This window comes from Bacillus sp. OV166 (assembly GCF_900177675.1).
Classification (GTDB): domain Bacteria; phylum Bacillota; class Bacilli; order Bacillales; family Cytobacillaceae; genus Neobacillus.
This window is the reverse complement of sequence record NZ_FXWM01000001.1, coordinates 303,304-322,784: the sequence shown is the minus strand read 5'-3', so window position 1 is coordinate 322,784 and position 19,481 is coordinate 303,304. Positions and strand designations below refer to the sequence as shown.

The 19,481-nt window shown below is 41.4% G+C and carries 19 protein-coding genes; 7 read left to right on the top strand and 12 right to left on the bottom strand.

What is annotated here, in order from left to right; all coding sequences use genetic code 11:
• The first annotated feature begins 190 nt into the window (after positions 1 to 190).
• The 6 genes from CCK98_RS01650 to CCK98_RS01625 all read left to right on the top strand — a co-directional run bounded on the left by CCK98_RS01650 (position 191) and on the right by CCK98_RS01625 (position 5,469).
• The gene (locus CCK98_RS01650; RefSeq protein WP_256942223.1) at positions 191 to 961 is read left to right on the top strand and encodes a nuclease-related domain-containing protein; all 771 of its coding nucleotides are present in this window, start codon (positions 191 to 193) and stop codon (positions 959 to 961) included.
• 523 nt (positions 962 to 1,484) lie between these two features.
• Complete coding sequence (locus CCK98_RS01645) at positions 1,485 to 2,201, top strand: SDR family NAD(P)-dependent oxidoreductase (RefSeq protein ID WP_088085019.1); 717 nt, start codon at positions 1,485 to 1,487, stop codon at positions 2,199 to 2,201.
• Positions 2,201 to 3,229, top strand: a complete 1,029-nt coding sequence (locus CCK98_RS01640) for an S-adenosylmethionine:tRNA ribosyltransferase-isomerase (RefSeq protein ID WP_088085018.1) — start codon at positions 2,201 to 2,203, stop codon at positions 3,227 to 3,229. Before CCK98_RS01645 ends, CCK98_RS01640 begins: the two co-directional genes overlap by 1 nt.
• A gap of 16 nt (positions 3,230 to 3,245) precedes the next feature.
• Entirely contained in the window at positions 3,246 to 3,593 is a 348-nt protein-coding gene (locus CCK98_RS01635) for a VOC family protein (RefSeq protein WP_088085017.1), read from the top strand.
• Positions 3,594 to 3,701: 108 nt separating this feature from the next.
• A complete protein-coding gene (locus tag CCK98_RS01630; RefSeq protein ID WP_088085016.1) occupies positions 3,702 to 4,814 on the top strand; it encodes a GAF domain-containing sensor histidine kinase in 1,113 nt (370 codons plus the stop codon).
• 13 nt (positions 4,815 to 4,827) lie between these two features.
• Positions 4,828 to 5,469: a response regulator transcription factor gene (locus CCK98_RS01625; protein WP_088085015.1), complete on the top strand. Its 642-nt coding sequence runs from the start codon at positions 4,828 to 4,830 to the stop codon at positions 5,467 to 5,469.
• Positions 5,470 to 6,133: 664 nt separating this feature from the next.
• On the opposite strand, the gene CCK98_RS36005 is transcribed toward CCK98_RS01625, so the two are convergent.
• The 6 genes from CCK98_RS36005 to CCK98_RS01595 all read right to left on the bottom strand — a co-directional run bounded on the left by CCK98_RS36005 (position 6,134) and on the right by CCK98_RS01595 (position 13,764).
• Positions 6,134 to 6,328: a hypothetical protein gene (locus tag CCK98_RS36005; RefSeq protein ID WP_256942222.1), complete on the bottom strand. Its 195-nt coding sequence runs from the start codon at positions 6,326 to 6,328 to the stop codon at positions 6,134 to 6,136.
• 420 nt (positions 6,329 to 6,748) lie between these two features.
• Positions 6,749 to 7,681, bottom strand: a complete 933-nt coding sequence (locus CCK98_RS01615) for a response regulator (RefSeq protein WP_088085014.1) — start codon at positions 7,679 to 7,681, stop codon at positions 6,749 to 6,751.
• A 4-nt stretch (positions 7,682 to 7,685) separates the two neighbouring features.
• Entirely contained in the window at positions 7,686 to 8,993 is a 1,308-nt protein-coding gene (locus CCK98_RS01610; RefSeq protein ID WP_088090247.1) for a sensor histidine kinase, read from the bottom strand.
• A 128-nt stretch (positions 8,994 to 9,121) separates the two neighbouring features.
• Complete coding sequence (locus tag CCK98_RS01605; protein WP_306298911.1) at positions 9,122 to 10,816, bottom strand: NAD-dependent malic enzyme; 1,695 nt, start codon at positions 10,814 to 10,816, stop codon at positions 9,122 to 9,124.
• A gap of 219 nt (positions 10,817 to 11,035) precedes the next feature.
• Positions 11,036 to 12,472 carry an aspartate ammonia-lyase gene (aspA, locus tag CCK98_RS01600; RefSeq protein WP_088085012.1) on the bottom strand — a complete coding sequence of 479 codons (1,437 nt, stop codon included), beginning with the start codon at positions 12,470 to 12,472 and terminating at the stop codon, positions 11,036 to 11,038.
• A gap of 20 nt (positions 12,473 to 12,492) precedes the next feature.
• On the bottom strand, positions 12,493 to 13,764 hold the full coding sequence (locus CCK98_RS01595) for a cation:dicarboxylate symporter family transporter (protein WP_088085011.1): 1,272 nt from the start codon (positions 13,762 to 13,764) through the stop codon (positions 12,493 to 12,495).
• Positions 13,765 to 14,185: 421 nt separating this feature from the next.
• On the opposite strand from CCK98_RS01595, the gene CCK98_RS01590 reads away from it, so the two are divergent.
• Positions 14,186 to 14,620 carry a CBS domain-containing protein gene (locus CCK98_RS01590; RefSeq protein WP_088085010.1) on the top strand — a complete coding sequence of 145 codons (435 nt, stop codon included), beginning with the start codon at positions 14,186 to 14,188 and terminating at the stop codon, positions 14,618 to 14,620.
• A 267-nt stretch (positions 14,621 to 14,887) separates the two neighbouring features.
• Here the strand turns inward: CCK98_RS01590 and rpsI are convergent, their stop codons facing one another.
• From rpsI to CCK98_RS01560, 6 genes are all read right to left on the bottom strand, one after another.
• Positions 14,888 to 15,280 (bottom strand): 30S ribosomal protein S9, encoded by a 393-nt coding sequence (gene rpsI, locus CCK98_RS01585; RefSeq protein ID WP_088085009.1) that lies wholly within the window; start codon positions 15,278 to 15,280, stop codon positions 14,888 to 14,890.
• A 20-nt stretch (positions 15,281 to 15,300) separates the two neighbouring features.
• Positions 15,301 to 15,738 carry a 50S ribosomal protein L13 gene (rplM, locus tag CCK98_RS01580; protein ID WP_088085008.1) on the bottom strand — a complete coding sequence of 146 codons (438 nt, stop codon included), beginning with the start codon at positions 15,736 to 15,738 and terminating at the stop codon, positions 15,301 to 15,303.
• 380 nt (positions 15,739 to 16,118) lie between these two features.
• Positions 16,119 to 16,859, bottom strand: a complete 741-nt coding sequence (truA, locus tag CCK98_RS01575; RefSeq protein WP_088085007.1) for a tRNA pseudouridine(38-40) synthase TruA — start codon at positions 16,857 to 16,859, stop codon at positions 16,119 to 16,121.
• A 12-nt stretch (positions 16,860 to 16,871) separates the two neighbouring features.
• Positions 16,872 to 17,669: an energy-coupling factor transporter transmembrane protein EcfT gene (locus CCK98_RS01570; protein WP_088085006.1), complete on the bottom strand. Its 798-nt coding sequence runs from the start codon at positions 17,667 to 17,669 to the stop codon at positions 16,872 to 16,874.
• The gene (locus tag CCK98_RS01565) at positions 17,666 to 18,535 is read right to left on the bottom strand and encodes an energy-coupling factor ABC transporter ATP-binding protein (protein WP_088085005.1); all 870 of its coding nucleotides are present in this window, start codon (positions 18,533 to 18,535) and stop codon (positions 17,666 to 17,668) included. The genes CCK98_RS01570 and CCK98_RS01565 overlap by 4 nt, the downstream gene beginning before the upstream one ends.
• Positions 18,511 to 19,350 carry an energy-coupling factor ABC transporter ATP-binding protein gene (locus CCK98_RS01560; protein ID WP_088085004.1) on the bottom strand — a complete coding sequence of 280 codons (840 nt, stop codon included), beginning with the start codon at positions 19,348 to 19,350 and terminating at the stop codon, positions 18,511 to 18,513. Before CCK98_RS01560 ends, CCK98_RS01565 begins: the two co-directional genes overlap by 25 nt.
• Between the last annotated feature and the right edge of the window lie 131 nt (positions 19,351 to 19,481).

Sequence of the window (19,481 nt, the reverse complement as noted above, 5' to 3'; positions counted from 1 at the left end):
ACCTCTTAGAACTATTCTTTATCTGGGGTTCAGAAGAAATGCAAAGTTCTGACCGTTATAAGTTGCCAATTTTTATCCGATGGATTTTGCTGATAAAAACATAATTGTTAACAAAGTATTCAAACAATATTTATGTTACTTTTTGTAAAATTAAGGTGAGTTTCTTTAAAAGTTGGGAGAGGAAGAGAATATGATCGTAAAGCCCCGTACGATGTCAAAAGAGTATAGAACACTGTTATCTTTAAACGCACGTATGGATTTATCGCCAAAAGATAAGAAACATTTAGTGTACCTAGAAAAGGGCTACCAGGGAGAGTTGAAATTTGACCGGTTAACAATGAAATTGGAAAATGAACTTTATATAATAAATGATTTGTGCCTCGAGCAGAATAAATCATTTATTCAAATTGATACATTAATCATTTCTCAGCATACCGTCTACCCGTACGAAGTAAAAAACTATGAGGGAGATTATAGGTATGAATTAGGAAATTTCTATCCTAAATTATCTAAGGATGAAATAAGAAATCCATTACACCAATTAAATCGCAGTAAATCACTCCTCCGCCCTTTACTTAAAAATCTCGGCTTTTATTTACCTATTGAAGGTGACGTGGCCTTTGTCAACAAAAATTTCACCTTATATCAAGCCCCATTAAACGAACCCATTATACATCCCACTCAGCTTAATAGCCTGATGAAAAAATTAAACGGAATCCCATCAAAACTAACGAACCGCCACAAAATGCTTACTGACCAATTAATCTCACTGTATCAAACCGACTCTCCGTATACTCGTTTTCCGCCTTATAGCTATGGTCAATTGCAAAAGGGGCCTCTTTGCGCAGATTGTCACTCGTTAATATTTTCAGTTGAGGATAAAAGATCATTTTGGTGTGTGATAAATGCGGGCACGAGGAGTTGGTCGATTCAGTTGTCTTACGGTGCGCGGAAGAGTTAGTGCTGCTTTTCCCTGATTTAAAAATTACAACGAATCTGGTTCATGACTGGTGTAGGGTGGTTGGGTCTAGAAAAACGATACGAAGAATTCTAATGCAAAACTATAAGTCAGTTGGAGAAAGGCAGCATAGATATTTTGAATAATAATTGATTAAAGCCATCTCCTACTTCATTTTTGTCCAACTATACGCCCTTCCATTTGTCGTGGAGTGGCCTTGTTTTTTATTAAGGATGGAACCCTCTTTCATTTACCGGCGAGGCGCTTTTCCCCTTTCCTCGGTAAATGGAGACCTTTTTCATTTACCGATGGAACCCCTTTTTTCCCTTTCTCCGGTAAATGGAACCTCCCCCTCTTTAAAAGAGGTTAATACCACTTTTCCTGGTTGTTTCGATAACTCCTCGAACAAGTAAATTCGTCTTTTCTCATCCTAAAGTTGTAGATAAACTTCAAGCTTTTTTCCGAAGGATGATTTTCCAGAACCCTGTATGATTAAAACATCAAGGAACAAAGGGGAGAGACAAATATGAAAAATAAAGTAGTAATGATCACTGGAGCCTCAAAAGGATTGGGTAGAGCGTTAACACTATCTTTTGCTAAGGAAGGAGCTAAACTTGCGATTTGCTCCAGGTCAGCAAAAGTCCTGCTAACAGTGAAAGAGGAAGCTGAAAATTTAGGTGCTGAGGTACTGGCGGTTACCGCTGATATTTCCAAATCACGGGATGTGGAAAGGCTCGTTGCGATGACAGAGGAAGCCTATGGCCATATTGATGTCCTGATTAATAATGCATCTATCCTAGGGCCTAGTCCAATGCCCATGCTGCTCGATTATCCGGAAGAAGATTTTGCTGAGGTGCTAAGGGTGAATGCAGTTTCGCCATTTCTGGTTACCAGAAGAGTGATTCCAGGGATGCTTGAGCGGAATGTAGGATCGATTATTAATGTTACATCTGAAGCTGGCCATACCGGTTATGCGGGCTGGGGTGCATACGGGATTTCAAAATTTGCAGTTGAGGGTCTTACCCAAACCTGGGCTGATGAATTAAGTGAAACAAATGTACGGGTAAACATGGTTGATCCCGGCGAAATGGACACAGAAATGCACCAGTTAGCTGTTCCCAATTGCGATTACCCATTGGCTAAACCGGAGGATGTGGTCGACATCTTTTTATATCTAGCATCCGATAAGTCTGCAGGAATTAATGGCCAGCGGTTTGAGGCCCAATCAGAGGAGGAATTGTGATGGCGACGAAAGCGTTGGATTTTTATCTGCCAGATGAATTAAATGCTTCCCATCCTCCTGAAAAACGCGGCTTAAGGCGGGATCATGTCCGGATGATGGTACTGGACCGGTCAACGGGAGAAGTCCGGCATGACCAGTTCTTCCACTTGGCAGATTACCTTCAGCCTGGGGATCTGGTCATAGCCAATAATAGCCGAACCATACCCGCGGTATTACATGGTAAATGGTCAAGAAACAACGTAACAATCGCACCCAAAGTGGAAGTCAGGTTGGCAAGGCGCCGTTGCGAAGAATTGTGGGATGCGCTAATTGTAGCTAACCCTGTTAAAACAGGTGATCGACTAGACTTTTCCCTGGAATTGTCAGCAATCGTAATCGGCGAGAAAGAGAATTCGCCACTTAAGACCATAAAATTTACGAAAAAAGGCACAGAGTTATTTAATAGCATCTATGACCTGGGTGAACCGATCCGATATGAATATATTGAACAGCCATGGGACTTGGATTACTATCAAACCGTTTTTGCCTCCCATCCCGGTTCCGTCGAGATGCCCTCGGCAGGCAGAGCCTTTAGCTGGGAGCTCATCTTTAAAATGAAGCACAAAGGCATCCATGTTGATTTTATCCAATTGCATACCGGGTTAAGCTATTTACTTGATGATAGGTGGCATCAGTCACCCGAAGAGAATGAAGAGGAGTATCAAATCTCTAAACGAATTATGGAACGGATCCTCCAAACGAAAGCATCTGGCAAAAGAGTCATTGCCGTTGGTACAACAGTAGTTCGGGCGCTCGAGACGGCCGCTAAAAACGGGGTCCTTTCAGGAGTGACAAATCTCTATATCGATCCACACTATCCTTTACAAATAACCGACGGAATCATTACGGGGCTTCATGAGCCACAAGCAAGTCACCTCGATATGTTGTCCGCCTTTGTATCAGAGCACCATTTACTACAGGCATATGATTATGCAATTAAAGCCGGCTATTTATGGCATGAGTTTGGGGATATGAATCTTATTTTATAAGCGGGGAGGTACTTATATGCGGTTCCACCATTATGGCCTAGTAGTAGATCGTCTCGAGGAGTCCGTAGCTTTTTACAAAAAGCACTTTCGACTTCAGGAAGAAAGCCACTTCTCTTTCATGGAGGAAGATATTGTGTTCCTGGCTGCCAAGGAGTTCAGGCTTGAGCTAATTTCTAGTCAATCCGCGGAAAATAATACACATTTATGCTTTGAGGTAGATGACCACTATGAATTGATGAAACGGTTTGATTCCAACCGAAGAATAGAAGGGCCATACAAGCTTGAAAACGGCTGGGAAACAATTTTTTATGAAGGACCCAATAAAGAGGTCATTGAGTTTTTGCAGATTAAACCTATGTTATGATACTCAAAAATAAGCCGTCAGAAGTGCAGCTTTTTGACATCAAATGAAGAGAAACCATCCACCAATAAGCTATAATAACAGTAAATGCAGGACGCTGGAGGAGAATGTATGTCGGAAGAGAATAAAGATATCGGCATTTTAAAGGAAATCGCTGAACTATTAAATGAAGGAACAGATACAAATGACGTATTGTCCGGAGTGTTGAAAAGGCTTCTTCAAGTGACGGGACTTCAAACAGGATGGATATTTTTAATGGATGAACATGGAACGCATCATCTTGCAGCCGACGAAGCCCTGCCGCCTGCTTTGGCGAATAACGATAAGCAGAGGATGTGTCAGGGTGGATGCTGGTGCGTCAATAAATATAACAATAAAAAATTAACGAAAGCAACCAATATTATGGAATGTAAACGGATTGAAGATGCGATCGACGAAAATGCAGGGGAAACATGCGGTCTCACCCATCACGCTACCGTCCCGCTCGGAGCTGGAAATGAACGATTCGGGATCTTAAATGTAGGTTCCCCCTACAAAACACATTTTCAAAAAAATGAGCTCGCCTTACTCGAAGCCGTTGCCTATCAAATCGGCACAGCGCTGAAACGGATCAAACTTACCCAGAGGGAACAGGAGACTGCGCTGGTCGCTGAGCGGAATCGGCTTGCAAGAGATCTTCATGATTCTGTTAATCAGCTGTTATTTTCCTTAAGCCTTACAGCGAGGGCCGGAGTGGAAATGACAGAGCAAGATGAAGTGAAACAAACGTTTGGCTATATACAGGATTTAGCGCAGGAAGCACTTGGCGAAATGAGAGCATTAATCTGGCAGCTCCGACCGCTAGGATTGGAGAATGGAGTAGTAAGTGCCCTTAAAAGTTATGCGGAAATGCTTGGACTGTCCATTGAAGCAAACATCACAGGAGCTGCTAGCATTCCAGTAACGGTCGAGGAAGCATTGTGGCGCATCGGCCAAGAGGCTCTGGCCAATTGTAAAAAGCACTCCCAGACCACAGAAACCAGCCTCACCTTTCATACTGCCAAAGATGAGGTTGTCATGTCCATCAAGGATCGTGGCTGCGGCTTCCACTCCGGAGAAAATCTAGAAATCCCCTCATTGGGATTAAAAAGTATGAAAACACGGACAGAAGCATTAAATGGCCAATTTCATTTAAAAAGTAAACCAGGAAGCGGGACAGAAATAGAAATTCATATTCCGTATTAAGGAGGAGAACTCAGTGAGTATCCGCGTACTAATCGCCGATGACCATCACGTCGTCAGAAGAGGTCTAGTCTTTTTTCTTCGGACCCAAAAAGACCTTGAAATTATCGGGGAAGCCGCCAACGGCAAGGAAGCGGTTGAACAGGCAAAATTACTGAAACCAGATATTATTTTAATGGATCTGGTGATGCCGGAAATGGACGGAATCCAAGCCACAAAGATTATTAAACAAGAACAGCCAGACATTAAAATCATGATGTTAACGAGCTTTTCCGACCAGGATCATGTCATTCCAGCGCTCAAAGCCGGTGCTTCAGGGTTCCAGTTAAAAGATATCCAGCCCGATGAACTAGTCACATCCATTAAAAAAATAATTGGCGGGGAAAACCAGCTCCACCCAAAGGCTACCTCTCATTTACTAGCCAATTTGTCCAATAAAAACAAGCAAGAAAAGAATTTACTAGCGGAATTAACGAAAAGAGAGTTGGATGTTTTAAAAGAAATAGCCAACGGAAAAAGCAATAAAGAAATTGCCGCCTCGTTATTCATCACCGAAAAAACAGTAAAAACCCATGTATCAAACCTTTTGTCGAAACTCGAATTGGCTGACCGGACACAAGCCGCCTTGTATGCAGTAAGAAATCAATTAGTAGACTAAAACGGATTTGAGCTGAGCTTACATCCGTTTCATTTTTAAACAAATAAAAAACACAACCAATTGGTTGTGAGCTTAATTTTGTCGAAATCTATTCAGAATATGTAGATATTTCCCGGGAATTTGTTGAAGTTTGAAAAATATTGAATTCGAATAGTCGAAACAAAGGAATTTCTACTTTTGATTCGGTGCCTGGGTTTAAATGGTGATTTATGCAAATTTGATCCTTCCTTGGAGGAGAGGATGCTCTTCTATTCTCCTGTATATCATGTAGCATAACGACCTCTTTTCCCTTTCTATGGTTCTGGGTATATATATTTGCGTTATATCGCCCAGCGATACGAAACAAAAAAAGAGCAAAAAAAAGCCTTAAAAAGGCACCTTATTTTCGGAATAAGGAGAGGAGTCCTCCCCATTTTTCTTTAGGGTTTTGTATCGCTTCTTCTAACCGTTTATTAAAATCATTTTGTGAAAGCCATTCATTTTTCTGTTCTTCCCACATATTTTGTATTTCTTTTTGTAAGAATTGGCTTTTTTGTTTTTCTAGTTGCAGCAATGTTTCGTAATTGATATTTTGTTGTTCAGTTAATTTATCAATTTTAGCATTAGTTTTTTGCGCCGAATTTCCAATACTAGAACTTATTACATGATGAACTTGCTGGAGTCTTTAAACAGCTGTTTTAAGTTGTGTCATATCGTTTGTAAGTTGGACATTCATTTCACGTGTGGCCGCGAGTTCATTGACGAGAAACTTTAAGACCTCTTTTAATTGATTGGGGTCATGGGGTAAATTTTCATATGTATCGGATATCGTAATCTCAGTTTCATTGGATCCTTCTATTCTTTCCTTTTGTTGATACACAAGGTCTTTAGCCGTATCATCTAAGGGCTTGTCCGTATCGCGTAACGCTATAAGCGTTTCGATGTCCGATTGAACAAAGATACGCCGATCGCCATCTTTGAAAAACTCATATCCATTCCGCTCTAAGATTTGGCCATGCTATCGAACAGTGGGTGTTGCAATCCCCACTTCTTCTGCCGCTTCCTTGGAAGAGAATGCCCTTTCATTCGGTTGTATATCACGACACATATCGGACCTCCTTTTCTATTAAATAATAGGTTTTTAGATGAATTCCCAAGTTATATCGCCAAGCGATACATACTTTCACACGTGTGGGAGAGCTATTAGCTCTTCATGAGATATATTTATTTTGATACTTATCGATACACCTAGAGAAAATACTTGGAATCACTCTTTCTATCCCAGGCTCCTATTCACATTCTAATATTCCTCATCTACCAGCTGTTTTGCTTCAAAATACAAAACCTGAATAAACTTCTTGGCATTAATCCGCGTATGCGTTGATGAAGTTAAAGATGCTTGTTTCAATTCCGTCATTCGTTGACGCACTGTTGTAAAATCAAAAAACATCGACGCGTAATTCTCAAATTTCTGATTCGCAAAATCAGCGAGGCCAAGAGATGCCAAATGGTTCAATGATTGGTAAATTGCTCGGCGAACACGCTGTTCTGACGCTTTTCTCTCCCTGTCAACCTCATCTTGCGAAGCAACCGTTCCTAATTTTTTCAAGCTGATATGGGTGAAGATATCCTTTAAAATAGGAAATCCCGTCTCAGATGCTAGTCTTGTCTCATAATGGTATAAATAATCGATGATTTCTAGCAAGTCCTTGCTTCCATTTTCACCGGCTATGCCGAGTTCGGATAAAAGAACTTGCCCCCAGTCTGTAATTTTCTTTTCCCCGGAGGAAGACTTTTGTTCCTTGGCGGAATTCCAATCAAATACATTGCTGAGTGATTTTTGAATGTCTTGTATAGATCGCTCCAAACGAATGCGTTCCATGACCTTCTGTATAACCGATAATACTTCATTTCTGTTCAGCGGCTTTGTGATGTAATATTCGATTCCAAGTGAATAAGCTTCTCCGATCAGTTCTTTTGATTCCACTTGGGAAATCATAATGATTTTCCCTTTAAATGACGGCGCAATGTGACGAATGGTTTCAATTCCGTCCCGGATCGGCATCAGTAAATCAATGAATAAAATATCGACATGCTTCTTTGCCAGCGTATGTGCATCTAGGAAAGAACCATCTTCCACTTCCCCTACAACGTCACCCAATTCTTCATCCTCTATAATTTGTGACAGCATAGATCGAAAGACTTCATCATCATCCGTAATATAAAAAAACATAAACTCACCCTTTCTCGGCAAGACAGAGGATCGGCAGCCGGATAATGAAAATGCATCCTTTCCCACTCGTTTGGAGTGTTACCTCGCCTCCCAATTCCTCTGACATTTCTTTTATATAAGATAGCCCGATTCCCGTGGACGGTGTTCCATCTTCTCCATATTTAGAGGTAAACCCCGGTTTAAAAATGAGATGATTATATTTTGAAGCAACGCCTGGACCGTCGTCAATCACTTTACACTCGATCCAATTATCCTCTTTATCTATTGAAACGGTGATTGTGCCTGTATTTTCAATCGCTTCTACTGCGTTCGCGACTAAATTGTTGATAAAAGACAGCATAAGGTAAATGTGATATTTCGGATGCTCTCCCCTAATCTGCGAAACAAATTCAATTTTCTTCCCTAACAGCGCTGCATATTTCTGATTGATTCGAACTATTATGTACGCTAATTCATGTACATTCATATATTCCGGCAGACTTTCGCTTGAAATGAGCTTTGAAAGGCCCGCAAAGATTCTTTGGTTATCCTTTTTTATTTCATGCACCTCTCCGGCTATCCGTAAAGCTTTTTTTCCCCAATTTTCAATTGGAAGTCCTTGGTCTTTTTTAAAATCAATCATGTTTCGATATAAATTGTAGGATTCTTTTGTGATGGTTTCTGCATTTTGCAGCGTCTTTTTCAAATAAACAGACTCTACATACAAATTGGAAAGGTGCATGAGCATATTCTCATTCTCCCTCCGGGTTTGCGATTCTTTCAGTCGTAGTTCGTACAGCTTCATCATATTGATGAAGGCCAAAACAAAAAAGCTTCGAAACACCGCGATAATAATGATTTTATTCAATGCCCCTATCGTCACAGCCGTTCCCAATACAAAAAGATGAAAAAGCATTAACTCAATAAGACTGGATGTGATTTCAATTGTAATACCGAAACATCCAATCAGCAAAGGATGTTGAAAACGATTCACCCTCATCAAATAAAACAGGAAGGCATATGTAAAATAGTAGAAGAACGTCGGATACCGTTCGGTAAGAGATACTGCCAGGCTAAAGTCTGCCGACACCATCCAATCCAATAAAACACGGAACCCCGAAACTGACGTTCCTACTAACAGCCCCATGACAACAGGTGAAATTTTACGAAAGAACAATAAAGAAAAGAAGAAAATAGGAGTTCCGAAACTTACACGAAATACATTATCGAATGGATGAAAGTTCAATTCACCCGCGATTGGTACTATAACCATAAGAGCAATAACGATCCAGAAATCTTTGCTTTGCAGTTGATCCGCTCTCAAATCCGCCACTTCCTGATTTTTGCTACTAACAAACCGCCGCCTTGTAGTTATAAACACAATTGCCCCCCATACACTACTAGTTATATATATATATGAAGATACAGCTTGTTTATCAAAACAAGCTGGATTTTCGCCCATTATACCAGAACAGTTTCCTTTGCCGCTTTTATAGGCCGATACACCGGTTCCCACATTGCGTTTCGAACTGCTTGCTTAATATCGTCATGTTTTATTCGTGCCACACCATCGGCAACAGCCGCCTTTGCCACTTCTATCGCGACAATTTCTGAAATGGCACGTAGATTCTCAATCTGCGGAAGTAAAGGCGCACCTGGATTGCTTACATCAATCATTCCCGCCACAGCTTCTGCTGCCGCAGCAAACATGCCGTCAGTGATGATACTTGCACGGGACACGTTCGTTCCAAGTCCAAGCCCCGGAAAAATAAGAGCGTTATTGGATTGTCCGATTACATATACTGTTTTGTTATATGTTACAGGAGAAAACGGACTTCCTGTTGCTACTAGGGCTCTTCCCTCTGTCCAATGGATTAGATCAGCAGGCTTTGCTTCCGCAAGGGGAGTGGGATTGGACATAGGCAAAATTACCGGTCTTTCAACGTGAGCTGCCATGTCTTTCACAATATCCTCGGTGAATGCCCCCGCCACAGTTGAAGTTCCGATCAAAATAGTTGGATGTACTTGACGAACGACTTCAGCTAATCCCAATCCTGCATTGTTTTCTTCAGCAGGACGCGCATATGGGCGCTGGAAGTCGTACAATTCGTCCATATCATCTTCCAGTAAACCATTCCGGTCAATGCACCAAAATCTGCGGTTCGCCGATTCCCATGAAAGCCCCTCGCGTACCATGGCATCACGCACCTGATCAGCAATTCCAATACCCGCTGTACCCGCCCCGAATATGACAACACGATGCTCACTGAGCGGAATATCGGAAGCGCGCACTGCCGCCAGCACAGCAGCAAGCGATACAGCTCCTGTACCTTGTATATCGTCATTAAATGTACACACTTTATCTCGATACTTGTCTAAAATGCTCCGCGCATTATGGGAGCTGAAATCCTCCCAATGGAGCAAGGCATTAGGAAACATTCTCGCCGCCGTACTTACAAACTGCTCAATGAATGCATCATACTGTCCATACCGAACACGGGGATGGCAATTTCCGATGTAGAACGGGTTGTTCAGAAGCTCATCACGATCTGTGCCTACATCTAAAATTACAGGCATGACGCGGGCGGGATCGATTCCAGCTGCGGCTGTATAAACGGCTAATTTGCCAATCGCGATATTAATACCGCCAACACCCCAGTCACCGATTCCTAAAATGCCTTCCCCATCGGTAATAACGATTAAATCGATATCTTCCGCACTCGCCCCAAAGTTTTCAAATGCTTGTTCAATGCCGTTTGCATCATTAATAGATAAATACACCCCGCGCGGTCGGCGGTATTCGAGACTGTAACGCTGGATTGCTAACCCGACTGTTGGTGTATATATGATTGGAAGCATTTCTGGTAAATGGTCCGTCAGAACCCGGTAAAACAATACCTCGTTTCGGTCACGCAATGCCGATAACGCTACATTTTTATGCAAATCATTCGGCTGCGAGGAGAATTGTTCATAAGCGCGGCGTGCCTGCTCATCAAGCGTCAGTACTGCCGGCGGCAATAATCCTGTTAAATCCAGCTCCTGTCTCTCCTCCTCCGTGAATGCAACCCCCTTATTCAACAACGGTATAGCCATTAATTCCGAACCTCGTAAGTCAGTTTCCACATCCCCATTCGGACCAACCTTGAATTTATACATATAATCCCTTCCTTTTCCAATCGACTTCTGCTATTGATTCTCAATAGAAATAGTGCACCCGGCTCGTTTAGGCGCAGAACCAGAGGTTCTCCCCCTAAAAAGCGCTTTTGCTTTTTTGTGGTGAAGGCTCTCTGGTAGAGCGCCTTGCCGGCGGAGTTTTACCCCTTATGTCAAGCAAAAAAGGGCCTCTCCGCCCTCCTTTGCTTGACATGTACAAGTTTACTGTCTATCTAAAAGAACTGCACCTGCGATACCTGGGTGAGTCATTTCATAAGGGTCCAAAATTAGATCGAGCTCTTCTTCTGATAATACGTCATATTTCAAGCATAATTCGCGAATCGGCTGACCGGTTAAAATCGCTTCTCTCGCTATACGTGCAGCAACCTCATAGCCGATATGCGGATTTACCGCCGTAATAATGCCGGCACTCTTTTCTACATATTCCTTCATTCTTTCTTCATTTGCTTCAATTCCCTTTAAACAATAGTCTGTAAATGCACGAAATGCATTATTCATAATACTGATGGATTGAAGTAAATTAAATACGAGAACAGGCTCCATAACATTCAGTTCCAGCTGCCCTGCTTCAGAAGCAAGACAAATGGTATGGTCGTTTCCAATAACTTGAAACGCCACCTGATTAATGACCTCAGCCATTACAGGGTTCACTTTCCCCGGCATAATGGAAGAACCAGGCTGACGTGCAGGTAATATTATCTCACCGAGTCCCGTGCGAGGACCGGAAGCCATCAATCTCAAATCATTGGCAATTTTGGACATGTTCATCATGCATACTTTAAGTGCTGCCGATACTTCCGTGTAAACATCTGTGTTTTGGGTTGCATCCACAAGGTGCTCAGCGCCCACAAGCGATAAGCCGCTAATATCGGCAAGATGCTCGACTACACGCTCAATATAGCGAGGGTCTGCGTTCAAGCCAGTTCCCACAGCTGTCGCGCCCATGTTCACCTCATATAAATGCTGCCGTGATTGTTTGATGCGCTTGATATCGCGGGCAATTACGCGGGAGTATGCTTCAAACTCTTGACCTAATCGAATCGGTACAGCATCCTGCAGATGAGTACGGCCCATTTTAATGACCCGGTCAAATTCCTTTGCTTTTTGCTCGAATACGCAATGCATATATTCCATTGTGTCTAATAATTTTTCTAACATATTCAATGTTGCGATGTGAATCGCAGTCGGAAAAGCATCATTTGTAGACTGTGCCATATTCACATGGCTGTTCGGACTAATATGAAAGTAGTCTCCTCTTTCTTTTCCGATTAATTCAAGCGCACGATTGGCAATGACCTCATTCGCATTCATGTTCATTGATGTACCTGCGCCGCCTTGAATCGGGTCGACAATGAAATGATCGTGCCACTTGCCGTCGATGATTTCTTCAGCAGCTTCTATTATGGCTTTGCCTGCCCCTTCATAAAGGCGCTTTGTTTCCATATTGGCAAGAGCAGCCGCTTTCTTGACAATGGCCAAAGCTTTAATTAGTTCTTCATGAATTATATATCCTGTAATAGGAAAGTTCTCGACAGCGCGCAATGTTTGTATGCCGTAATAGGCATTTACAGGCACCTCTTTTTCCCCTAAAAAATCCTTTTCAATCCGAACATTTGCTTTTATTTTAGTTACTGTCATTACATTCTCCTCCTATCCCTTTATGCAGCCTTTGTTTCTTTAACAGAATCCAAATAGTCCTGCGCTTTTTCTTTATCAAATTCGCCCTCCCATTTCGCCATTGAGATGGCAGCCAATGAGTTTCCTAAAACGTTTACAGCCGAGCGAATCATATCTAAAATACGATCGATGCCAGCAATCAAAGCAATTCCCTCTAACGGTAATCCCATAGAGCCAAGTGTCGCCAGCACAACGACAAACGATGCACCTGGGACGCCTGCCATACCTTTTGAAGTCATCATAAGTACAAATAACAATGTAATTTGCTGCATCAACGACATGTGTACATTATACATTTGCGCAACAAACAGCGAAGCAAGCGCCTGATAAATTGCTGATCCTGTCAGATTGAATGTGTATCCTGTCGGAATGACGAAAGAAACAATCGCCTTCGGACAACCGAATTGCTCCATCTTTTTCATGATGTTCGGGAGCACTGCCTCAGAACTCGCTGTTGTAAAAGAAATGATAAGTTCTTCCTTTAAAATCTTAATAAGTGTAAAAATATTTGTTCCTGTCATTTTCGCGTTTATACCTAAAATCACAATAGCGAAAAACAATACAGTTACATACACAGCCAATACAAGCTTTCCAAGCGGAAGCAATGTGCTCACTCCGAAATGGGCCACCGTCACCGCAATAAGAGCGAATACTCCAAACGGAGCAGCCTTCATTACTTGATTTGTTACCCAAAACATTGCTTCTAAAACACCTTCAAAGAAATGAAGCACCGGCTTTCCTTTGTCCCCGATTGCTGCGACCCCTAGGCCGAATAGAACACTGAAGAAAATAATCGGCAATAGATCCCCTTGCGCCATTGATTCAAACACATTTTTTGGAACGATGTGAACGATTGTTTCCGCAAAGCCTTTGTTTTGTGTAGCGCTTGCAGTTTGTTCGTATGCTGAGATATCTCCTTTTGCCAGATGGCTCATATCTACACCAGAACCTGGATGGATTACGTTTGCAGCCAGCAAGCCAATCCCCAGCGCAATCGTTGTAATGATTTCAAAATAAAGAATCGTCTTGCCGCCAAGCTTACCTAATTTTTTTATATCACCTACACCCGCCACAGCAACAACAAGTGCGGCTATTACAATCGGCATAACGATCATTTTAATTAAATGAATGAAAATATCACCGATTGGCGCAATGTAGGAAATTGCTGTATTGTTCCCATAAGTAGCAGCCCCAACCACTATACCTAAAATAAGTGCAATAAAAATTTGCGTAGCTAATCCAAATTTTTTCATGTCCATCCTCCTTGTTAACGCTTTCAATTTATTTGAATACTTAAGTAATTTTAAAAGCAAAACAACAAAACCCTACAAAAACCTACAAAACGAATAAAAAAATTTTTAAATGAACAAACCGCTACGAGGATCCAGGTACCATGAACTATGATTTGTGGAAGGAAAATATTTTCGTGGTCAAAAGCTTTTTGTGGACAGAAAAAAGACCCTCAACCAAAATGGTTGAGAGCCTTGGAAATGTTGATAATTAACGTTTTGAAAACTGAGGTTTGATTTGGTAAAAACCAGATTTAAATGTCCTCTTCTAATGAGTTAATTACACCACGTTCATGTGAAGCTGATATATAGAAAAAAGTTACCATTAATAATACCGCCAATGTTACCCATCCTATAAAGGAATAACATATTTGGAGGTAATTTCATGGCACAATTAAGAGATATCATGACATCAAATGTTCTTACAGTTAACGAAACACAGACCGTACAGGAAGCTGCAGCGTTAATGAGCGAATATAATATTGGAGCTATCCCAGTAATAAATAACAACAGACAAATGGTTGGAATTGTAACGGATCGTGATATTACCCTTCGTACGACAGCACAAGGAGAAGATCCACAAACACCAGTATCTCAAGTAATGACTGCACAGCAGATCGTACAAGGTACACCTGATATGGATGTCCATCAAGCAGCAAATTTGATGGCACAGCAGCAAATTCGCCGATTGCCGGTAATCGAAAATGGACAAATAGTAGGAATGGTTGCTTTAGGTGATCTAGCAGTAGAAAATCAATATGCAAACGAGGCAGAACAGGCATTACAAAGTATCTCAACTCCTTCCGCACCTCAACAATAGTAAGGGGTTACCTTTATTGTCATAAGATAATTATTAGCACAGATCAGCCCTTGGTCTGTGCTAGCATTTTTTATAATAGAAGTGAATAAATAAGTGGAAAAAAACGAAGATTTACCTCTTCGTTTTTTTATTTGTTATTCACCGCTCAAAAGTTTCAAAATGAGCTATGATATGTGGTCAAAAAAACTTTTCGTGATCAAAAGCCTTTTTTCTATATAAAAAAGACCCCCAACCAAATTGGTTGAGAGCCTTTGAAACGCCATAAAATTAACGTTTTGAGAACTGAGGCGCACGACGAGCACCTTTAAGACCGTATTTTTTACGTTCTTTCATACGTGCATCACGAGTTAATAATCCAGCGCGCTTTAATGTTGGACGGAATTCAGGGTCAGCTTGAAGTAATGCGCGAGCAATACCGTGGCGGATTGCGCCAGCTTGACCAGTGTATCCACCGCCGCTTACGTTTACAAGAACATCATAGCTTCCAACTGTTTCAGTAGCTACTAATGGTTGTCTTACAACAACACGTAATGCTTCAAATGGGATATAATCTTCAATTTCACGACTATTTACAATAATTTTACCTGTGCCTGGTACTAAACGTACACGTGCAACAGAACTTTTACGGCGACCTGTACCGATATATTGAACTTGTGCCAAGTTAATTCCCTCCCTCTTTATTAACCGCGAAGTTCGTAAACTTCAGGTTGTTGTGCTTGGTGCGGATGTTCGCTGCCAGCATATACATGTAATTTTTTAAACATTTGACGGCCAAGAGAATTCTTTGGAAGCATACCTTTAACAGCAAGCTCGATCATTTTCTCAGCATAGTTAGTACGCATTTCTAAAGCAGTTCTTGTTTTTAAACCACCTGGATGCATTGTGTGACGGTAGTAAATCTTGTCAGTTAATTTCTTTCCAGTAAGTTCTACCTTTGAAGCATTAAGAATAATTACATTATCACCAGTGTCAACATGTGGTGTAAAAGTTGGTTTGTTTTTACCACGTAAAATTGATGCTACTTCAGAAGCAAGACGTCCAAGAGTTTTGCCCTCTGCATCAATTACGTACCATTTACGCTCGATAGTGTTGGCATTTGCCATAAACGTTGTACGCATGAGTTTCCCTCCTAAATTAAATCCATAAAAGATTATTGTTTTCGCACTTTTAAAGTAATTAGAGTCCGATTCTGTTCCGGGAATCAACATCTAATACCCTTGTGCGGTTAAGTTTGTATTCATATATTTTCAATCACGATGAAGACTTTCCGGGGCTTTATCGTGGGATTAAAAACACGCACATCTAATATAATAAAACCTACAGGTCAATATGTCAAGAAAATGTTACACCAGGTTAGGTTGTTTTCAGAAAAGCGGAAGCGACTTGCACAGGGGCGACAGGCATAAGACGAACCGGCGAGAAGGTTGCTCTTTAACCTTTTTGACGGATTGGCTTATGACCCGAGCCCCTAGGCGCTGCAGCTAGACATTATCACATTTTAATCATAAAAGACTTCCCAAAGATACAATCCATGACCTGGAGCTGTCTTTCCTGATAGCCTCCGGTCTTTATGGGCTAATATTATCGGAATATCCTCAGGGCTGCGTTCACCCGATCCGACCTCTAATAAAGTTCCAACTAAAATACGAACCATATTATACAAAAAGCCATTTCCAACAAAACGGATCGTCAGTAACTCATCCATACGTGTAAAGTCAATCGATTCAATCGTTCGAACTTTATCAACTACTTCCGTCTTTGCCGCACAAAAACTAGTAAAGTCATGTGTACCAAGGACAAGTTTACTTGCCTGCTCCATCGCCTGTAAATTTAAACGGTATGGATATTGATAAGCAAATTTCCGCTGAAAGGGATCTCTTTTTTGAGATAAATGAAGAACATAGCGATATTCCTTCCCTTTCGCGTCGAAGCGGGCATGAAAGGACTCGGTGACAGGAACAACCTTTAGAACGGAAATATCTTCAGGCAGCATGGAATTCAATGCTTTCTCCCACTTGTCAGCTGGAATCAGTAGTGGTGAATCAAAATGAATGACTTGTCCTTTTGCGTGGACACCGGCATCCGTTCGTCCTGAGCCGACGACTTTGACCGTATCACCCTTATGCATTTTTGATAAAACAGCTTCTAATACAGACTGTACGGTTCGCTTATTTGGTTGGACTTGATAGCCGGAAAAGCCCGACCCGTCATAGGAAATAATACATTTATACCTTGCCATGGTTTCGCTCCATTATGATCGTAATAAAAGTAGTAGGATCGATAGAAGGACTAATACCCCCATCTGTAAGGAATCAGCTATTTTCCAGGATAATTCCCGGTATTTTGTTCTTCCTTCCCCACCTTGATACCCTCTAGCCTCCATCGCGATCGCCAATTCCTCCGCTCGTTTAAAGGAACTGACAAACAATGGGATAAGCAGTGGAATGACGGCTTTGATGCGTTCCTTAAAAGGACCGCTTGCAAACTCAACGCCACGGGCTATTTGCGCCTTCATTATTTTATCCGTTTCCTGCATAAGTGTTGGAATGAACCTTAAGGAAATAGACATCATTAATGCCATTTCGTGGACAGGGAAACGGACCTTATTTAAAGGATGTAACAACGTTTCAAGGCCATCGGTAATCTCAATTGGGGTGGTGGTTAACGTCAACAGTGACGTCATTAAAATTAAGAAAAAGAATCGTAAGGAAATAAAAATCCCCTGCCTGACTCCTTCCTCATAAATTTTTACAGGACCTAGTTCAAATAAAAGGGTACCCTCTTTTGTGAAAAACAGTTGCAGCACTAGGGTAAAAAGAACGAGCCAGATGACTGGTTTAAGACCCCCATATAAAAAGCGCACCGGGACCCGCGACAATCCAAGCATTAAAAAAGTATAAATTCCAATAAGTGCATAGGTTACGACATTGTTTGCTAAAAAAATAACACAAACAAAAAGAAAGATAATCATTAATTTTGAACGAGGGTCCATTTTATGAATAATAGAATCTGACGGGACATAGCGCCCAAAAATCATTTTTTCCATCATGAGTGAACACCTCTACTTAATACCTTAGTAACAGCAGTAGACAACTCATCAATGGTTAGAAAAATTTTCTCAAATTTCATGCCAAGTTTCTCCTCAAGCTTCAGTTGAAACCGAACGACTTCAGGAACATCAAGTCCCATTTCAACCAGCTCAGTCGGTGCGGAGAAAATCTCTTCTGCTGTCCCTTTTTTGGCAACTTTCCCTTGCTGCATAATCACAATTTGGTCTGCGTATCTAGCAGCATCCTCCATACTATGTGTAACAAGAATGGTAGAGAGCTTTCTTTCCTTATGGAGAGAAAAGAACATGTCCATAACTTCTTTTCGGCCTCTTGGGTCTAAACCCGCAGTAGGCTCGTCCAGGACAATAACATCGGGCTCCATTGCAAGTACTCCTGCAATTGCGACGCGGCGCATTTGTCCACCAGAGAGCTCAAACGGTGATTTATTTAGAATATCTTCCTCTAGACCCACTTGTTTTAAAGCAATCCGTGCCCTTTCCTTTGCTTCTGTTTCAGAAACCCCAAAATTCATAGGCCCAAAAATAATATCTTTTTCGACCGTCTCTTCAAATAATTGGTGTTCAGGAAATTGAAAGACGATGCCAACTTTTTGCCGGACTTTTTTTAAGTTCTTATTTTTTTGCAAAGCTTTAATTTCATGTTCACCAATTGCTACTGTTCCTTTTGTTGGTTGAAGGAGAGCGTTTAAATGCTGCAGGACTGTTGATTTCCCTGAACCGGTATGACCAATAATCGCCATATACACACCTGAAGGAATATCAATAGACACATCCTCAATGGCCAGTCGTTCAAAAGGAGTATTGACTTGATAACGATAATCTACATGTTTGAGCGAGATGTCCATAACTCTTTCACCAACTCTTCTTCCGATAAATAGTGCCTAGATAGATCGATTCCATGATTCCTTAAAGCTTTCGTCATTTTCACTGAAAAAGGAATATCTAACCCTAACTGAACCAATTGTTCATCCATAGAGAAAATCTCTTCAGGTGTACCCTCCCGGAAGACCTCCCCTTTGTTCATGACGATGATTCGATCCGCCTTAGCCGCCTCTTCTAAATCATGTGTAATCGAGATAACGGTCAATGATTTCTCTTCTTTTAATAATCGGACGGTCTCTAATACCTCTTCGCGTCCTCTTGGATCAAGCATGGAAGTTGCCTCATCAAGTATGATGATCGATGGCCGTAATGCTAGCACACCGGCTATTGCCACACGTTGCTTTTGTCCGCCTGATAGATGGTGGGGCTCTTGATATAGAAACTTATCCATCTTAACTCTCTTTAACGAATCCTCGACCCTTGTGACCATTTCGTCTCTAGGTATGCCGTTATTTTCTAGACCAAAAGCCACATCATCCTGTACTGTCGTTCCAACAAATTGATTGTCAGGGTTTTGAAAGACCATCCCTAATTTTTTACGGATATCCCAAATTGACTCTTCATCCAACTTTATTCCGCAAACTGTAATCTCACCTGTTTGTGGAAATTGCAGCCCATTTAAGAGTTTTGCCATCGTGGATTTACCTGACCCATTATGACCGACAATAGCAAGCCATTCTCCCTCATTTATATCAAATGAGACATTGTTCAAAGCATAACGTTCTTGTGCGTCATATTGAAAAGATACTCCATTAAGAGATACAATCGAGTTTTTCACAGATAATTCCTCCTCTCAGCTATACTATTCTCCGCTCATTATTTCTTTTACATATAAAAAAAAGCCTGCACCTCGTCCCTATGCAGTTTCGCTGTAAACTGCAGTTTAAGGAATTTCTATAAAAGAAATGA